This is a genomic window from Bacillus sp. JKS001846 (assembly GCF_900176455.1).
Lineage (GTDB): Bacteria > Bacillota > Bacilli > Bacillales > Bacillaceae_G > Bacillus_A > Bacillus_A cereus.
This window is the reverse complement of record NZ_FWYG01000001.1, coordinates 5,261,303-5,277,112: the sequence shown is the minus strand read 5'-3', so window position 1 is coordinate 5,277,112 and position 15,810 is coordinate 5,261,303. Positions and strand designations below refer to the sequence as shown.

Here is a 15,810-nt window from a genome sequence, read left to right as displayed (position 1 = left end):
TTTTTTTATAATGTAATATTTGCTGTTTTTGATAAGAAATCTTCGGTTGGATAGTAGCTGTTTTTTACAAGAACATTTGGTCCAAGACATTTTACTGCTGGACAGTGACAGCTTAATGATTTTGCTGTTTTTGAAGCGCTCCATTTTTCATACGCTTCTTGTAACGTATTTGTTTGAATGTTACCTAGAAGTGGAACATCACCAAAGTCCGTTACAATAATATTTCCATCAAAAATATTTACATTTAAGCGTGAACGGCCATCTGGATCGTTACGAACAGTTACATTTTTGCTCTCTTGTAATTTTTTAAATGTGGCAATGTCTCGCTCATCATCGCTACAAGCATAGAAAGGTAAAGTTCCAAATAACATCCATACATTTTCATCGCGAATTTCTAGTAAATGCTCAATTGCATCACGAATTTCAGCTTTTGTTAAAATCTCTAGATTACTCGCGAAGTCACTTGGATACATTGGGTGAACCTCATGACGTTTACATCCCATTTCATCAACGATTTGACGATGAATATGTTCAATATGTGGTAGAGTTCGTTTATTTAGCATCGTTTCGGCTGATACGAGTACACCTGCATCTGATAAAGCCTTACTATTTGTAATCATTCTTTCGAATAATTTTGCACGTTGTTCGTAAGTAGGCTTACGCTCCATCATTGCAAATCCGCCTTCAACGAAGTCATCAATTGTTCCCCAGTTATGAGAGATATGCAATACGTCTAAATAAGGAATAATCTGTTCGTAACGTGCTAAATCTATAGTTAAGTTAGAGTTGATTTGAGTGCGAACGCCTCGTTCATGGGCATATTTTAAGAGTGGTGTTACATAGTTGTCGACGGATTTTTTTGAAAGCATAGGTTCTCCGCCAGTAATACTTAAAGAACGTAAATGAGGAATCTCATCTAATCGTTTTAATAAAAGATCCATCGGAAGCGGATTTGGGTCTTTCGGCTGTAACGTGTAACCAACAGCGCAATGCTCACAGCGCATATTGCATAACGTCGTCGTTGTAAATTCAACATTTGTTAATAGTAGTTTGCCGTACTCTTCAAGGTCCATATACGCTTCCCATGGATCGTAAGAAGGAGTAATCGGCTTCATTTTTTGTGATATCGTCATATGAAATACTCCTTTGACTATTGAAATAACAATTTGTCCATTCTCTATAATAGAAGAATATGTGCTTTTTATAAAGTGAAACTTTTTAGCATGAAAAGAGAGAGGGCTTACATTATAGTGGATGACTGTGACAAAATTGATGAAATTTCATGCCCATAGCAATCGTTTTTGCGGTATAATAAAAGCAACTCGAATTAAAAGGAGAGTGCCTTCATGGGAAAAGCAATTCAAGATAAAGATACACAATTAGTATATTTAAAAGAACGTTTAAATATGTTCATTGAAGTAATTGATACAATTGAACCCGAAGAAGTAGAATTAGAAGATGTAGATCGTCTTCTTGCAATGTTAGATGAATTAGAATTAAAATGTGAGCAATTTAAAAAAGACGAATAATATATTAAAAAGGCTACCAATTCCAATTTGGTAGCCTTTTTCTGTTCGGGTAATAGAAGGACGATAGAAAAAGAGGTATAATCAAGTTGTGAAAAATTTCATTTATGCTCTAATAGCGTGAAATAAGTAGCTAAAGAGCATAACAATTGAATTTTCAGCTCATAACGTTTTGGTAGCGTTCACAATTGAGGGGGAAGTAACAATGGAAAAGCTTCAAGAAAGCATGTATCAACTAATTGTTGAAACGTCAACGAACTTACCGAAAGATGTTCGTCGTGCGATTCAACAAGCGAAAGAGCGAGAAAATGCAGGGACTCGTTCTGCGATGGCACTTGGCACAATTACAAATAATATTAAAATGGCTGATGATAACATCTCGCCGATTTGCCAAGATACAGGGATGCCAACGTTTAAAATTTATACACCAGTTGGTGTGAATCAATTAAAGTTGAAGGAAGCTATCTATAATGCGCTTGAGCGGGCGACAAAAGATGGTAAACTTCGTCCCAATTCTGTTGATTCTCTTTTTGGAGATAATAGTGGAAATAATTTAGGACCAGGTACGCCGGTGATTAAGTTTGAACAATGGGAAAAAGATTATATTGATGCACGTTTAATCCTAAAAGGTGGTGGCTGTGAGAATAAAAATATTCAATATAGCTTACCGTGTGAACTAGAAGGACTTGGACGAGCTGGCCGTGATTTAGAAGGGATTCGTAAATGCCTTCTTCATGCAGTATATCAAGCACAAGGGCAAGGATGTAGCGCTGGTGTAATTGGTGTTGGTATCGGGGGAGACCGCACATCAGGTTATGAATTAGCAAAAAATCAATTATTCCGTACATTAGATGATGTCAATCCAGTACCAGAGTTACAACATCTTGAAGAGTACGTATTAGAAAATGCGAACAAGCTTGGCATTGGTACGATGGGATTTGGCGGAGAAACAACTTTACTTGGTTGTAAAATTGGCGTCTATAATCGTTTGCCAGCTAGTTTCTATGTATCTGTTGCGTATAATTGCTGGGCATATCGTCGCCTTGGTGTGAAAATCCATCCTGAAACAGGAGACATTATGGATTGGCTATATCAAGAAGGGGAAGATACACTTCAGCATGAAGTACAAGAAAAAACAGAGCAACGTGAGATTGTATTAGAAGCACCAATTACAGAAGAGCAAATTCGTGAACTTCGCGTTGGTGATGTTGTAACAATTAATGGCATGATGTATACAGGTCGTGACGCAATCCATAAGCATTTAATGGATAATGATTGTCCAGTAGATTTAAATGGACAAATTATTTACCACTGTGGTCCAGTTGTTGTGAAAGATGACAATGACAATTGGCAAATTAAAGCGGCAGGTCCAACGACAAGTATTCGTGAAGAACCGTACCAAGGCGATATTATGAAGAAATTCGGTATTCGCGCTGTCATTGGAAAAGGCGGTATGGGTGCGAAAACATTAGCGGCTTTAGAAGAACATGGCGGTGTATATTTAAACGCAATCGGTGGTGCAGCGCAATATTATGCTGAATGTATTAAAGAAGTGAAAGATGTTGATTTCTTACAATTTGGTATTCCAGAAGCAATGTGGCATTTACGTATCGACGGGTTTAAAGCAGTTGTAACGATGGACTCTCATGGTAATAGCTTACATGCAGATGTTGATAAAACATCACTTGAAAAATTAGCTAGCTTTAAAGAGCCAGTATTTAAGTAAATAAAAAATGCATCTCGAATGATTCGAGATGCATTTTTTTGGTATATATAGAAAAACATGTTCAGCATGAAAGAATGCGTTGCAACAGAAACTACAAGTACGATTATATATGGAAAGGAGACTATTTATGAAATATAAATGGTTATATATCGGTCTCATTTTTTCAATTATGATGGCACTTGTTCCAGTTTCAGCACTGGCTTATACAAATACTCCACATAACTGGGGAATCCCGCGTCCTAAAAATGAAACAGTACCAGATGCAGGAAAGTTATATACAGATTTACTACAAAAAAATGGCGGGTTTTATTTAGGAGATACGAAGAAAAAAGATATTTATTTAACATTTGATAATGGATATGAGAATGGATACACAGGGAAAATATTAGATGTATTAAAAGAGAAAAAAGTACCAGCAACTTTCTTTGTAACGGGGCATTACATTAAAACACAAAAAGATTTATTGTTAAGAATGAAGGATGAAGGACACATTATTGGAAACCATTCTTGGAGTCATCCTGATTTTACAGCGGTAAATGATGAGAAACTTCGTGAAGAATTAACGAGTGTAACGGAAGAAATTAAAAAAGTAACTGGGCAAAAAGAAGTGAAATATGTACGTCCTCCGCGCGGTGTATTTAGTGAAAGAACGTTAGCTCTTACGAAAGAAATGGGCTATTATAATGTATTTTGGTCACTTGCATTTTTGGATTGGAAAGTGGATCAGCAAAGAGGATGGCAATATGCGCATAATAATGTTATGACGATGATTCATCCAGGATCTATTTTATTACTTCATGCAATATCAAAAGATAATGCAGAAGCACTTGCAAAAATCATTGATGATTTGCGCGAGAAAGGGTATCATTTTAAAAGTCTAGATGACTTAGTAAAAGGCAATCAACCGTAAGCATGTATGCTTACGGTTTTCTCATGCTATAATGATGTGTAAAAAGGATGGGGAAACGTATGTGGAGCGAGCATGTTACGTTAGAGTATCCGTATCATTTTGAAGAAGTATTAAAACGTTTATCTTTTGATCCTCTTAACGTCATTCAATTAGATGAGAAAGTTATTTATATCCCGCTTTGTATCGACGAGGAACAGGTTGTTGTTCGCTTACAAGGGATTGGTACTGTTCAAAATCCACAGTTTTGGATTTCTAGTCAGACAGGAGATCCAGAGAAAGTCATGAAACGAATGAGAGCCATTTTTCATTGGAATGAACCGTTTCAAGATATACAAAATCATTTTTTAAACACATCATTACGTCCACTATTTGAAACATATGCTCATACTCCAATTATTTTAGAATTTGATTATTTTGCTTGTCTGCTTCGCTGTATCATTCACCAACAAATAAATTTGAAATTTGCTACTGTGTTAACAGAACAATTTGTGAAACGGTATGGAACAGAGAAGAACGGTGTATTCTTTTTCCCCACTCCGGAAATAGTAGCAAATATTTCAATAGAAGAATTGAGAGAGCAGAAGTTTAGTCAGCGAAAGGCTGAATATATAGTAGGATTAGGTCGAAGTATTGTCAGTGGTACATTAAATTTAGCGAGTATAGAAAATGGGACGGAAGAAGACATTTCAGCACAATTGTTGCCAATTAGGGGAATTGGTGCATGGACAGTGCAAAACTTTTTAATGTTTGGGCTTGGACGGAAAAATATGTTCCCGAAAGCGGACATTGGGATTCAGCGTGCAGTGCAAGGTATATTTCAATTAGATGATAAACCTGATGATGCATTTTTAGAAAAATTGAAACAAGAGTGTGAACCATACTGCAGTTATGCAGCGTTATATTTATGGAAAAGTATAGAGTAGAGGTGTAATAATGATACAAAAGCAACATGAGAGTAAGTTGGAAGTTGGTCAAACGTTTCCTGTGACAATTAAACGTCTTGGGATTAACGGAGAAGGCGTTGGTTATTTTAAGAGACAAGTTGTTTTCATTCCAGGGGCATTACCAGGAGAAGAAGTTGTTGCAGAAACAACGAAAATTCAGCGTGGCTTCGCTGAAGCGAAAGTGAAAAAAGTTCGTAAAGCTTCACCGCATCGTGTGAAAGCACCGTGTCCAGTATATGAGGAGTGTGGCGGTTGTCAGCTGCAACATTTAGATTATAAAGAACAATTGAATCAAAAGCGTGATATCGTTGTACAAGCATTTGAGAAGTACATGAAAAACAGTATGGAAGAGAAAATTCGTCCAACGCTTGGCATGGAAAATCCATGGCATTATCGTAATAAGAGTCAATTACAAGTGGGGCGTAAAGACGAAAAGGTTATTACAGGGCTATATAAACAAAACTCACATCAGTTAATTGATATCGCTCACTGTATGATTCAACATAAAGCAACGAATGAAGCGACAAAAGTTGTAAGACGTATTTTAGAAAAATTAAATGTTTCTATTTACAATGAGAAAAAACAAAAAGGTTTAGTACGCACAATTGTAACACGTACTGCAGTTCAAACAGGGGAAGTACAAGTTACACTTATTACAACAAAAGAAGAATTACCAAATAAAGAACAATTTATTGCAGAAGTACAAAAACAGATGCCAGCGGTTAAATCAATTATGCAAAATGTAAACTGGCGTAAAACATCTGTTATTTTTGGCGACAAAACATTTAAATTAGCTGGAAAAGAAGTAATTCAAGAAACACTTGGTGATTTATCATTTGAATTATCAGCACGTGCGTTCTTCCAGTTGAATCCAGAGCAAACCGTTGTTTTGTATAATGAAGCGAAAAAAGCCGCTGCGTTAACAGGCGATGAGAAAATTGTAGATGCGTATTGTGGCGTTGGTACAATCGGTCTTTGGCTTGCAAATGATGCAGCGGAAGTACGTGGTATGGATGTAATTCCAGAAGCGATTGCAGATGCAAGAAAAAATGCGAAGCGTCACGGATTTACAAATACGAAATATGAAGCAGGTAAAGCTGAACAATGGTTACCGAAATGGGTAAAAGAAGGATGGCGTCCAGATGTAATTGTTGTCGACCCACCACGTACAGGTTGCGATGATAAATTACTGGAAACAATTTTAAAAGTGAAGCCGAAACAAGTTGTGTACGTGTCTTGTAATCCTTCTTCATTAGCACGTGATGTACAAGCATTAATGAAGAGCTATGAAGTGGAGTATGTGCAACCAGTTGATATGTTCCCGCATACAGCTCACGTAGAAAATGTAGTGAAGCTTGTTAGAAAGTAAAGTTTATTAATATTCCCTCATGGTATGAGGGAATATTTTCTATGAAGGAGAATATTATGCATAATTATAAATTAAAGATTCAGTACGATGGTGCACGTTTTAAAGGGTGGCAACGTCTCGGTAATAACGATAATACAATTCAAGGAAAAATCGAAAGTGTCATATCTGAAATGGTCGGAAAAGAAATTGAAATTATTGGTTGTAGTAGAACAGACGCTGGTGTACATGCTTTGAATCAAGTTGCTAACTTTCAAAGTGATGAGAAGTTAGTGGAACATAAAGTGAAAAAATATTTAAATCAATATTTACCTAATGATATTAGCATTACGAATGTGGAAGAAGTACATGATCGTTTCCATGCTCGTTACAATTCTAAAGCAAAAACATATCTGTATAAAATTTGGAATGAAGAGCATACAAATCCATTTATGCGTAAATACAGCATGCATGTGAATAAAAAATTAAATGTGAAAAGCATGAAAGCAGCTGCGAAACATTTAATTGGTTCACATGACTTTACTGCTTTTTCAAATGCGAAATCAAAGAAAAAATCTATGGTTCGAGAAGTATATACACTTGATGTGATGGAAGAGGCAGGGTTTGTACAAATTAGAGTAAGTGGTAACGGCTTCCTTCATAATATGGTAAGAAAAATTGTCGGGGCATTAATTGAAGTTGGATTAGGACAATTAGACGCTGAAGCAATTCCAAACATTTTAGAGGAAAAGCAGCGCAATCAAATTAATTGTCTTGCTGAGGCAAGTGGGTTGTATTTAGAGAATGTTGAGTTTTAATGGCAAATAAAAAAATCGGGCTAAGTAGCTCGATTTTTTTTGTATTACGAAGATTTCTCGTTTTTTATACGTAGCTTCAAATTCCAAAAAGCAGCAAGCATAATAGCTGCAAAGGAGCCACTAATTGTTGCTAATAGCTTTGCATAAGGATAGGCGTTTATATCAATTAGTAACATCATACATACAATGGTAGGGAAGAAGGCTAAGTATTGTAATAACTTTAATTTGTTATCATTACTCATATATATCGCTCCTTTCTAGTATGTTATATGTTTATTGTAGCATATTTTACCAAGTGTTTATTTGTATGTTAAAGCAGATTTATGCTGCATTAACAAGCAATAAAAGTCGAATTGATTAGGGCTAGCAATCCACTCATCCAAGTTTCATTTCATATGTGTAAATGCAGTTTTTTAATTCGATATTGTAAGTTTTGTCTACTTAATCCTAAAAATTTTGCAGCTTGTGAGATATTCCCGTGATACTCTTTTAGAATTTGATTGATGTAGTTTTTTTCCATTTCTTCTATTGTGTGCTTTAACGTTTTAGGCGTATCAGTATCGTTATTAGTTAAGAAAGGTTGCATATTGAATTCTTTTTTTATTCGTTCGCGAAAGCGAGTGGGAAGATGAAACGCTGTAATGATGTTTTCATCTTCAACTAAATTCATTGAACCTTCAATGATATGTTCCAATTCTCTTACGTTTCCAGGCCAATCATATGCATATAAAAACTCTCTTACATGCACATCTACATCTGTTACACTAAGTCCGAATTGAATATTGTATTTTTCGATAAAGTGCTGAACAAGAGCCGGAATATCTTCTTTTCGTTCACGTAAAGGCGGAAGACATAAAGTAACGACGCTTAATCGATAATATAAGTCTTCTCGTAATCGATTGTGTGTAATAGCTTCAAGAGGATCTTCATTAATAGTTGCTATAATACGAACGTCAATTTCTTTTTCTTGTGTGCCTCCGATTCTTCTTATTGTTTTTTCTTGTATAGCTCGCAGTAACTTCGCTTGAAGTGCTGGACTTAATGAATTAATCTCATCTAATAACAAAGTTCCTCCGTTCGCTTCTTCGAATAAGCCTGATTTATCTATTGCTCCTGTAAAGGCACCTCGATTTGTGCCAAATAGTAGGCTTTCCATTAAGGTATCAGGTATAGCGGCACAGTTTTGTGAAATAAAGGGTTTTGTTGAACGCTGACTTTCATTATGGATGCTTTGTGCAAATAGTTCTTTACCAGTGCCTGTTTCTCCTACTAGAAGTATGGAGGAAGATGTACGAATTACTCTTTTTCCTTCTGTAATGATTGATTGAATGGCTTTAGAATCACCAATTATGTGATCAAAGGTAAATTTGGTGCTTTGTTTTCGAGAAGGACCCATTTTTATCGTTTGCTTTAAGTGACTAATTTCTTTTGATATTTCAATAGCGCCTTTAATTTTTCCATTTTCTATTATAGGGAAAGTATCGTTAATCGTTGTAATTTCTTGTCCTTTATTGTTAAAATACGTTTGTTTTATATTTTTGTTTGTTTTTCCTAATTTTAATGCCTCTATAAGAGTACTATTTTTATTTTCTTCAAATGCAAATACTTCTAAAGGACTTTTATATAATACATCTGAGCGTTCCATTGATTCAATTTCCATCATTTTGCGGTTGTAGATAATCGTTTTACTTTCCTCATTAATAATATGAATCCCGATATCGAGCTCATTGAGTAAAGTTTCATATAGCATATTCATTTCAACGATCTGTTTTAAATTAATTTCTTCTGTACGCATAGATTATCTTCTCCTCATTTCACCCTATGAAGACTGACTTTTTATAATTTTATTAAAATTCTTATAAAATCGCAAAATTTTTTTGCTATTTTTCTCTTAAAACTTTTCAAATGATAGAAAAATTTTGCGGTTGTGCACACTTTTTTGTGTGAAACTCTCATTTAATATATGAATCAGAGACTTGGTACGTATTTTGCATAAATAATATTCGAAATCTCTAGAGGGGAGAATATGAATTTTTACAGGATATACAACGTTTTGGTGTCAATTAATAAGAGGGAGGAATTTATAAAGTGAAGACAGTTATAGAAGGTGTGTATAGTCCTTGTTATGGAAAAGTAGAGAAGCTATTTGTTGCGGAAAGTTCATACGTATACGAGTGGGAGAAATTAGCGTTAATTGAAACAATAGATAAACAGAAAGTAGAAATTAAGGTAGGAATCAGTGGGTATATCGAATCATTAGAAGTAGTAGAAGGACAAGCCATTGCTGATAAAAAGTTATTAATAACAGTGAGGGATGATCTTTTAATAACAGGTAGTGATTAATAAGTGCTATGTATTTCGCTCTTTTCAATAATCATTTTTATTATGAATGATTTTAAAAACGCTTACATGAAATGGGTTTCCAAAGGGAAAAGGGGGGATTTATATGATGGATCAAAACCAAGGTTTAAAACGTGAATTGAAAAGCAGGCACATATTTATGATTGCACTTGGAGGAGTTATTGGTACCGGTCTTTTTTTAGGATCTGGGTATACAATTCATGAAGCTGGGCCTGGGGGAGCAATTGTAGCGTATCTTGTTGGAGGGTTTGTTATGTATTTAACGATGCTCTGTCTTGGAGAGTTAGCTGTTGCGATGCCCGACGCAGGATCTTATCAAACGTATGCAACGAAGCACATTTCCCCTGCAGCGGGTTATGTAGTCGGATGGATGTCGTGGTTAAACTGGTCTGCTACGATAGGTATTGAACTGATTGCAGTTAGTATTTTAATGAAACGATGGTTTCCTGATGTACCGTCATGGATTTGGTGTGTAGCGTTTGCGGTGCTTCTCTTTGCTATCAATGCATTATCTTCAAGAAGTTTTGCAGAAGTTGAATTTTGGTTTGCAAGTATTAAAGTAATTACAATCATTGCATTTATTATTTTAGGCGGGGCGGCAATGTTTGGTTTTCTAAATATGAAAGGAAATGAACCAGCACCGATGTTCTCTAGCTTTACTGATTACGGGGGACTGTTTCCGAATGGATTATCAGCCATTTTAATTACGATGATTGCAGTTAATTTTTCTTTCCAAGGAACAGAACTAGTCGGTATTGCAGCAGGTGAGAGTGAAAATCCAGAAAAAACAATCCCAAAGGCAATTAATAATACAGTTTGGCGTATACTCGTGTTCTTTGTATTATCTATTTTCATTCTTGCAGGATTATTCCCATGGCAGCAAGCAGGAGTGATAGAAAGTCCATTCGTAGTTGTATTTGATAAAATTGGTATTCCTTATGCAGCTGATATTATAAACTTCGTTATTATTACAGCGGTACTATCCGTTGCGAATTCAGGATTATATGCAACTTCTCGTATGCTATGGTCTATGTCTAATCAAGGAATGATTAGTCCGATTTTTGGTAAGTTATCTAAAAATGGTGTTCCTATTTATGCATTAATTGTAAGCACGATTGTAGGCTGTCTTTCATTACTATCAGGTATTTATGCGGAAGATACAGTTTATTTATGGCTACTTTCTATTGCCGGATTTGGGGCGATATTAGTTTGGGCATCTATTGCTTTATCTAACTTATTAGCTAGAAGGGCATATGTTAAGCAGGGCGGAGATGTGAAGGACTTGAAATTTAAAACACCGCTATATCCATTCGTACCACTTCTGGCATTAGCATTAAATATAACAGTTATAGTTGCTATGGCTTTTATCCCAGAGCAAAGAATGGCGTTATATTGTGGAATTCCATTTATGATTGTTTGTTTACTGTTTTACCGTGCGACAAGAAATAAGGCACGTAAAGTAGAGCATATTGAAAAGATCAATACAACAAAAGTAGAAAGTTTATAATATTGAGTAATTTGGAGACTGTAAAATTGTAAACAGTCTCTTTTTTTGTGAAAATAAAGCTGGAAACATACTATGTATACAAAGGGGAATTAGCGATGAATCAAGAAGTTTCACAGCTATTAGAACAGATTGATTTACGAGAAGATGAGTTACTAGAGCTTACAAAAACCTTAATTCGTTTTGAAACACCAGCACCGCCGGCGAGAAACACAAATGAGGCGCAAGAATTTGTTGCAGAGTTTTTAAGAAAACGAAATTTTAGTGTTGATAAATGGGATGTATATCCGAATGATCCGAACGTTGTTGGGGTGAAAAAAGGGATAGAAAGTGACACACATAAAAGTCTTATTATTAATGGACATATGGATGTAGCTGAAGTGACAGCAGATGAGGCGTGGGAAATGAATCCGTTTGAGCCATTTATAAAAGATGGTTGGTTAGTTGGACGTGGTGCGGCAGATATGAAAGGGGGACTGGCTGGGGCACTATTTGCTATTCAGCTTTTACAAGAAGCTGGCATTGAATTACCTGGAGATGTAATCTTTCAATCCGTAATTGGGGAAGAAGTTGGAGAAGCTGGCACGCTTCAATGCTGCAGGCGAGGTTATGATGCTGATTTTGCAGTCGTAGTGGATACGAGTGATTTACATATGCAAGGACAGGGCGGCGTAATTACTGGATGGATTACTGTGAAAAGCCCGCAAACGTTTCATGATGCAACACGTAGGCAAATGATCCATGCAGGGGGACGTTTATTCGGAGCGAGCGCGATTGAAAAAATGATGAAAATTGTGCAAAGTTTACAAGAATTAGAGCGCCACTGGGCAGTCATGAAAACATATGAAGGCTATCCATCCGGAACAACAACAATTAATCCAGCTGTTATTGAGGGGGGAAGGCATGCAGCGTTTATTGCGGATGAGTGCCAGTTATGGATAACAGTGCACTTCTATCCGAACGAAACACATGAACAAATAATAAAAGAAATTGAAGAGTATATCGGAAAGGTAGCAGCTGCCGATCCATGGTTAAGTGAAAATCCGCCACAATTTAAGTGGGGCGGAGAATCAATGATTGTAGATCGTGGTGAAATTTTCCCTTCATTAGAAGTAGATAGGGAACATGCAGCTGTAAAAAAACTTAGCTCAGTACACGAGTCTATTTTATCAAAAAATGCAATTTTAGATATGTCTGCAACGGTAACTGATGGCGGTTGGTTTAGTAAGTTTCACATTCCAGCGATTATATATGGACCAGGTACATTAGAAGAAGCACATTCTGTAAATGAGAAAGTTGAAGTTGAACAGTTAATTGAATTTACAAAAGTGATAACAGCATTTATATATGAATGGTGCCACACGAAAAAATAGATTTGTATAGTAAAATCGTACGAGTATGTATACTTGTACGATTTTTTATTGAACTATTTCAGAGTTGAATATAAACAACTGAAATAGTTCTTTATTTTGCTATGTCTTTCGTTTTATTTCAAGTAATTTCTCTTTTGCTAATTCAACGGCGATCGCATCATCTAAATAGCCAATTGGAAAGAGATAGTCGGGAATAATATCTGTCGATAAAATGAAATAAAGTAATGCGCTCCCAAGAACTGCACGTTCTTCTTTTGAAATGGATTCATTGCAAAATTGTTGATACATATCTGTTAATTGTTCAATAAAAGGACCAGCACTATCAATTTGCTCTAATTTGCTTGCGAAACTGTTATGAATACGTTTTTCACCTTCTGTTGTCTGGGCATAGCGTTCGTAATTTTCGAGTTCTTGTTTTACGCGAGTTGTAGTGTAATCGAAATCGAATAAGTTAGAGGATTGCAGCGTTTGCTGAATGGTATCAAGAGATGTGTACATATCTGTTTTTTCTTTATTTATGTGAGGAGAATCAGGGTACATTTCATCAAATAACAATTGGGGTGGAACTTGAAGACATTCTGCAAATTTTTGTAGATGTTTTTGTTTTGGTGGTTGTTTGCCATTAATAATTCTTGAGACTGTTGCAGGATCAATATTTGTAAGTATTCCTAGTTGGCGCATAGATAAGGCGCGTTCTTTTAAAAGTTTTTTTATTAATTTGCCAAGCCGATCATTCGGGTTTTCATTAGCCATAGTGTAGGCACTCCTTTTTTAGTGTTGAAAAAATATTGAGCATTTATTACAAGTATATGAAACAGACAGGCACAGTTGCTCAACATTTTCATAATATGCATTGAAAAGTGAGAAAAAGGGGTGACTATTTATGAGTACGGTAGGCTTATTTTCAATTTTTTTAATCGGGATCGCTTCTAATTTAGATAATGCAGGTGTTGGAATTGCATATGGCATTCGTAAAATTCGTATTTCGTGGTTTAACAATTTTATCATCGCATTCTTTGGATTTTTATTTACTTTACTAGCTGGATTTTTTGGAAACTGGATTGCGTTATTTATTTCAGAGTTTACAGCAAATCTGATTGGAGCAATCGTTTTAGGGATAATCGGTGTGTTTATTTTATGTCAGCCTTTCTTGGGCCAAAAAAATACTGCAGGTTCTAAAGATGATAATGTACTTATGGGAATTTTACGTGATCCGGAAAAAGCAGATTTTGATGGTTCTAAAACAATTAGTTTCTCAGAAGCAATTGTTTTAGGAGTTGCGTTGTCTATTAATAATATTGCAGGTGGATTTGATGCAGGGGTAACAAATTTAAATCTTTGGCTTACAGCGACTATTTCTGGGGTGTTTAGTTTTATTTGTATTAGTGGTTTTGCGTATGTAGGAAAACGATTTTTAGCAGAATACTTAGGGAAATGGGCGACAGTTATCGCAGGAGTGTTATTAATTCTTATTGGGATCGATCAGTTGTTGTAAGGAGAGTAGAAAACAAGGTTCGAGTATTTCCTTGGAAATACAGCAAGAGATTGCATATATCGACGTACTTTTCTCCATACTAATACGGATTTCTTTTAAGAAAGGGGGATTTGTATGGGACGCGGGAAAGCATTTGATCATAAGAAAAAAGGGCATGATCATCAACCACCTAAAGGTGCGTTCATTCATAAAGATGTAAATGAACATACTTTGGAAGAGGAAGAGCTACCAGTAAATATTGAGGCGTATAAAAATAGTTTAAAAAAACATTAAAAGCACCTACATAGGTGCTTTTTTACCGTATATCTTCAATTAATTGTTCGGATTCTTCATACATACTGTACTCACTTAATACTTGAATGCAAAGCCACTTTAATTCTTCAATCGTATGCTCAAGTTCTTCAGGAAGCACATGATAAATGTCTTCAAGTCCCATCCCGAAATGAATAAGTTCAAGTACTTGATCATCGATGTTCCGATCCATTAATAATTCAAGTACTTCTAAATTGAATATGTATCGGTGAGCTTCGTCGAGTGAAACAACTTTTAACTTCAAGCTTTCTACAATACTCAATATAAAAAGAAGGATTGTTTTTTCAAGAACAGGTTGTTTTCCCATTTGAAATATTAGTTTCATCTTTCACACCTCCACATATAGCGCTAGGTTGTACTATATTATTCAGGAGGGGGGAACAAATATGCATGATATAGAGAAACTTTCAGCACTGTTTTTGTAAGAGGATTGATAACTGACAAAAGTGAGGTTTTGGCGAAATAAAAAATCCTGCTAGTATAGCAGGATAACTCGCGATTAAAAAATGCTCCAACCTTCTTGAGCAGAAAGAAGTTCAAGAATTTTAAAACCGGCAATACTATTTCCGTTTGCATCTAAAGCTGGTCCGAAAATACCGATTCCCATGTCTCCTTTTACGCAGCCAAAAATACCACCGGCTACACCACTTTTTGCAGGAATACCAACACGAATTGCAAATTCACCAGATTCGTTATACATACCACATGTGACCATAAATGTTTTGCAAATTTTTGTAATATGTTTAGGGATGATTTGTTTTTTCTTATATGGATCATATCCATCCATTGCAAAAATTAAGCCGATACGTGCTAAATCGATGCAGTTTACTTCAACTGCGCATTGACGAGTATATAAATCCATAAGTTCTTCAATATCACAATCGATAATTCCGTTTTGTTTCATATAATAACAAAGTGAACGGTTTAGGTAAGCTGTCTCTAGTTCTGAATCGGCAACTTTAGAGGAATAATTAATAGTAGGATTATCTGTTATTTCACGTACAAAATGAAGAATACGTTCCATTTTTTCCTCGTTATCTTTTCCTGCTAACATGCTTGTAATAGCTAAAGCTCCTGCATTTATCATTGGATTAAGGGGTTTGGACGGACTTGTCGTTTCTAACTTAATAATAGAATTAAATGGGTCACCCGTTGGTTCCATTCCAACTTTAGAAAATACATATTCTTCACCACGGTCTAAAAGGGCAAGGGCAAGTGTAATTACTTTGGAAATACTTTGAAGAGTAAATAGTGTTTGTGAGTTACCTGCATGGATATATTCTGTTTCTTTATGGAAAATGGCAATCCCTAAATCGTCTGGATTTGCATTTCCTAGTTCGGGGATATAAGTAGCAAGTTTTCCTTTTTTCGTATATGGTTTTACTTGTTCTAACAACTGTTGTAAGTTGTTTGTTTCAATGCACTGCATAGTACCAACGCTCCTATTTTGAATTAACTAAGTTTACTTTTCCCGATATGCTCGGAAATAAATAATA

Annotated in this window: 17 protein-coding genes; 11 read left to right on the top strand and 6 right to left on the bottom strand. The window is 35.6% G+C overall.

Features of this window, described 5'->3' with window-relative positions; translation table 11 throughout:
• Positions 1–5: 5 nt before the first annotated feature.
• Entirely contained in the window at positions 6–1,133 is a 1,128-nt protein-coding gene (yfkAB, locus tag B9A45_RS28060; protein WP_000156008.1) for a radical SAM/CxCxxxxC motif protein YfkAB, read from the bottom strand.
• Positions 1,134–1,346: 213 nt separating this feature from the next.
• Here yfkAB and B9A45_RS28055 point away from each other — a divergent pair, with 213 nt between their 5' ends.
• The 6 genes from B9A45_RS28055 to truA all read left to right on the top strand — a co-directional run bounded on the left by B9A45_RS28055 (position 1,347) and on the right by truA (position 7,269).
• Positions 1,347–1,529 (top strand): SE1561 family protein, encoded by a 183-nt coding sequence (locus tag B9A45_RS28055; protein ID WP_000513558.1) that lies wholly within the window; start codon positions 1,347–1,349, stop codon positions 1,527–1,529.
• 202 nt (positions 1,530–1,731) lie between these two features.
• Entirely contained in the window at positions 1,732–3,252 is a 1,521-nt protein-coding gene (gene fumA / locus B9A45_RS28050; RefSeq protein WP_000413520.1) for a class I fumarate hydratase, read from the top strand.
• Between the two features lie 127 nt (positions 3,253–3,379).
• Positions 3,380–4,162, top strand: coding sequence for a delta-lactam-biosynthetic de-N-acetylase (pdaA, locus tag B9A45_RS28045; protein WP_000875956.1), 783 nt, complete (start codon positions 3,380–3,382; stop codon positions 4,160–4,162).
• Positions 4,163–4,221: 59 nt separating this feature from the next.
• The gene (locus tag B9A45_RS28040) at positions 4,222–5,085 is read left to right on the top strand and encodes a DNA-3-methyladenine glycosylase family protein (RefSeq protein ID WP_000269418.1); all 864 of its coding nucleotides are present in this window, start codon (positions 4,222–4,224) and stop codon (positions 5,083–5,085) included.
• A gap of 10 nt (positions 5,086–5,095) precedes the next feature.
• Complete coding sequence (gene rlmD, locus B9A45_RS28035; protein ID WP_000615200.1) at positions 5,096–6,475, top strand: 23S rRNA (uracil(1939)-C(5))-methyltransferase RlmD; 1,380 nt, start codon at positions 5,096–5,098, stop codon at positions 6,473–6,475.
• A 56-nt stretch (positions 6,476–6,531) separates the two neighbouring features.
• Complete coding sequence (truA, locus tag B9A45_RS28030; protein WP_084065542.1) at positions 6,532–7,269, top strand: tRNA pseudouridine(38-40) synthase TruA; 738 nt, start codon at positions 6,532–6,534, stop codon at positions 7,267–7,269.
• A 44-nt stretch (positions 7,270–7,313) separates the two neighbouring features.
• Here truA and B9A45_RS28025 read toward each other — a convergent pair whose 3' ends face one another.
• Both B9A45_RS28025 and B9A45_RS28020 read right to left on the bottom strand, forming a co-directional pair.
• A complete protein-coding gene (locus B9A45_RS28025) occupies positions 7,314–7,511 on the bottom strand; it encodes a hypothetical protein (RefSeq protein WP_000063913.1) in 198 nt (65 codons plus the stop codon).
• A gap of 149 nt (positions 7,512–7,660) precedes the next feature.
• On the bottom strand, positions 7,661–9,064 hold the full coding sequence (locus tag B9A45_RS28020; RefSeq protein WP_001258455.1) for a sigma-54 interaction domain-containing protein: 1,404 nt from the start codon (positions 9,062–9,064) through the stop codon (positions 7,661–7,663).
• Positions 9,065–9,357: 293 nt separating this feature from the next.
• Here B9A45_RS28020 and B9A45_RS28015 point away from each other — a divergent pair, with 293 nt between their 5' ends.
• From B9A45_RS28015 to B9A45_RS28005, 3 genes are all read left to right on the top strand, one after another.
• Positions 9,358–9,612: a biotin/lipoyl-containing protein gene (locus B9A45_RS28015; RefSeq protein WP_000859483.1), complete on the top strand. Its 255-nt coding sequence runs from the start codon at positions 9,358–9,360 to the stop codon at positions 9,610–9,612.
• A gap of 103 nt (positions 9,613–9,715) precedes the next feature.
• Positions 9,716–11,137 carry an amino acid permease gene (locus B9A45_RS28010; RefSeq protein ID WP_084065541.1) on the top strand — a complete coding sequence of 474 codons (1,422 nt, stop codon included), beginning with the start codon at positions 9,716–9,718 and terminating at the stop codon, positions 11,135–11,137.
• 95 nt (positions 11,138–11,232) lie between these two features.
• Positions 11,233–12,507: an acetylornithine deacetylase gene (locus B9A45_RS28005; protein ID WP_084065540.1), complete on the top strand. Its 1,275-nt coding sequence runs from the start codon at positions 11,233–11,235 to the stop codon at positions 12,505–12,507.
• Positions 12,508–12,606: 99 nt separating this feature from the next.
• On the opposite strand, the gene B9A45_RS28000 is transcribed toward B9A45_RS28005, so the two are convergent.
• Positions 12,607–13,260, bottom strand: a complete 654-nt coding sequence (locus B9A45_RS28000) for a DUF1232 domain-containing protein (protein WP_084065539.1) — start codon at positions 13,258–13,260, stop codon at positions 12,607–12,609.
• A 130-nt stretch (positions 13,261–13,390) separates the two neighbouring features.
• On the opposite strand from B9A45_RS28000, the gene ytaF reads away from it, so the two are divergent.
• Positions 13,391–14,002 carry a sporulation membrane protein YtaF gene (gene ytaF / locus B9A45_RS27995; protein ID WP_000108728.1) on the top strand — a complete coding sequence of 204 codons (612 nt, stop codon included), beginning with the start codon at positions 13,391–13,393 and terminating at the stop codon, positions 14,000–14,002.
• 114 nt (positions 14,003–14,116) lie between these two features.
• Positions 14,117–14,275, top strand: a complete 159-nt coding sequence (locus tag B9A45_RS32385; protein WP_000532409.1) for a hypothetical protein — start codon at positions 14,117–14,119, stop codon at positions 14,273–14,275.
• Positions 14,276–14,297: 22 nt separating this feature from the next.
• Here the strand turns inward: B9A45_RS32385 and B9A45_RS27985 are convergent, their stop codons facing one another.
• Together B9A45_RS27985 and glsA are read right to left on the bottom strand one after the other, a co-directional pair.
• Positions 14,298–14,639 carry a DUF3969 family protein gene (locus tag B9A45_RS27985; RefSeq protein WP_084065538.1) on the bottom strand — a complete coding sequence of 114 codons (342 nt, stop codon included), beginning with the start codon at positions 14,637–14,639 and terminating at the stop codon, positions 14,298–14,300.
• A 174-nt stretch (positions 14,640–14,813) separates the two neighbouring features.
• Positions 14,814–15,743, bottom strand: coding sequence for a glutaminase A (glsA, locus tag B9A45_RS27975; protein WP_001149850.1), 930 nt, complete (start codon positions 15,741–15,743; stop codon positions 14,814–14,816).
• Positions 15,744–15,810: the final 67 nt, after the last annotated feature.

Excerpts from the sequence above, each read along its gene's own strand:
- pdaA (WP_000875956.1), top strand. The coding sequence starts at position 3,380 with ATGAAATATAAATGGTTATATATCGGTCTCATTTTTTCAATTATGATG.
- B9A45_RS28005 (WP_084065540.1), top strand. The coding sequence starts at position 11,233 with ATGAATCAAGAAGTTTCACAGCTATTAGAACAGATTGATTTACGAGAA.
- fumA (WP_000413520.1), top strand. The coding sequence starts at position 1,732 with ATGGAAAAGCTTCAAGAAAGCATGTATCAACTAATTGTTGAAACGTCA.
- B9A45_RS28010 (WP_084065541.1), top strand. The coding sequence starts at position 9,716 with ATGATGGATCAAAACCAAGGTTTAAAACGTGAATTGAAAAGCAGGCAC.
- yfkAB (WP_000156008.1), bottom strand. The coding sequence starts at position 1,133 with ATGACGATATCACAAAAAATGAAGCCGATTACTCCTTCTTACGATCCA.
- B9A45_RS27985 (WP_084065538.1), bottom strand. The coding sequence starts at position 14,639 with ATGAAACTAATATTTCAAATGGGAAAACAACCTGTTCTTGAAAAAACA.
- B9A45_RS32385 (WP_000532409.1), top strand. The coding sequence starts at position 14,117 with ATGGGACGCGGGAAAGCATTTGATCATAAGAAAAAAGGGCATGATCAT.
- B9A45_RS28020 (WP_001258455.1), bottom strand. The coding sequence starts at position 9,064 with ATGCGTACAGAAGAAATTAATTTAAAACAGATCGTTGAAATGAATATG.
- truA (WP_084065542.1), top strand. The coding sequence starts at position 6,532 with ATGCATAATTATAAATTAAAGATTCAGTACGATGGTGCACGTTTTAAA.
- B9A45_RS28040 (WP_000269418.1), top strand. The coding sequence starts at position 4,222 with ATGTGGAGCGAGCATGTTACGTTAGAGTATCCGTATCATTTTGAAGAA.
- B9A45_RS28025 (WP_000063913.1), bottom strand. The coding sequence starts at position 7,511 with ATGAGTAATGATAACAAATTAAAGTTATTACAATACTTAGCCTTCTTC.
- B9A45_RS28000 (WP_084065539.1), bottom strand. The coding sequence starts at position 13,260 with ATGGCTAATGAAAACCCGAATGATCGGCTTGGCAAATTAATAAAAAAA.
- glsA (WP_001149850.1), bottom strand. The coding sequence starts at position 15,743 with ATGCAGTGCATTGAAACAAACAACTTACAACAGTTGTTAGAACAAGTA.
- ytaF (WP_000108728.1), top strand. The coding sequence starts at position 13,391 with ATGAGTACGGTAGGCTTATTTTCAATTTTTTTAATCGGGATCGCTTCT.
- B9A45_RS28055 (WP_000513558.1), top strand. The coding sequence starts at position 1,347 with ATGGGAAAAGCAATTCAAGATAAAGATACACAATTAGTATATTTAAAA.
- rlmD (WP_000615200.1), top strand. The coding sequence starts at position 5,096 with ATGATACAAAAGCAACATGAGAGTAAGTTGGAAGTTGGTCAAACGTTT.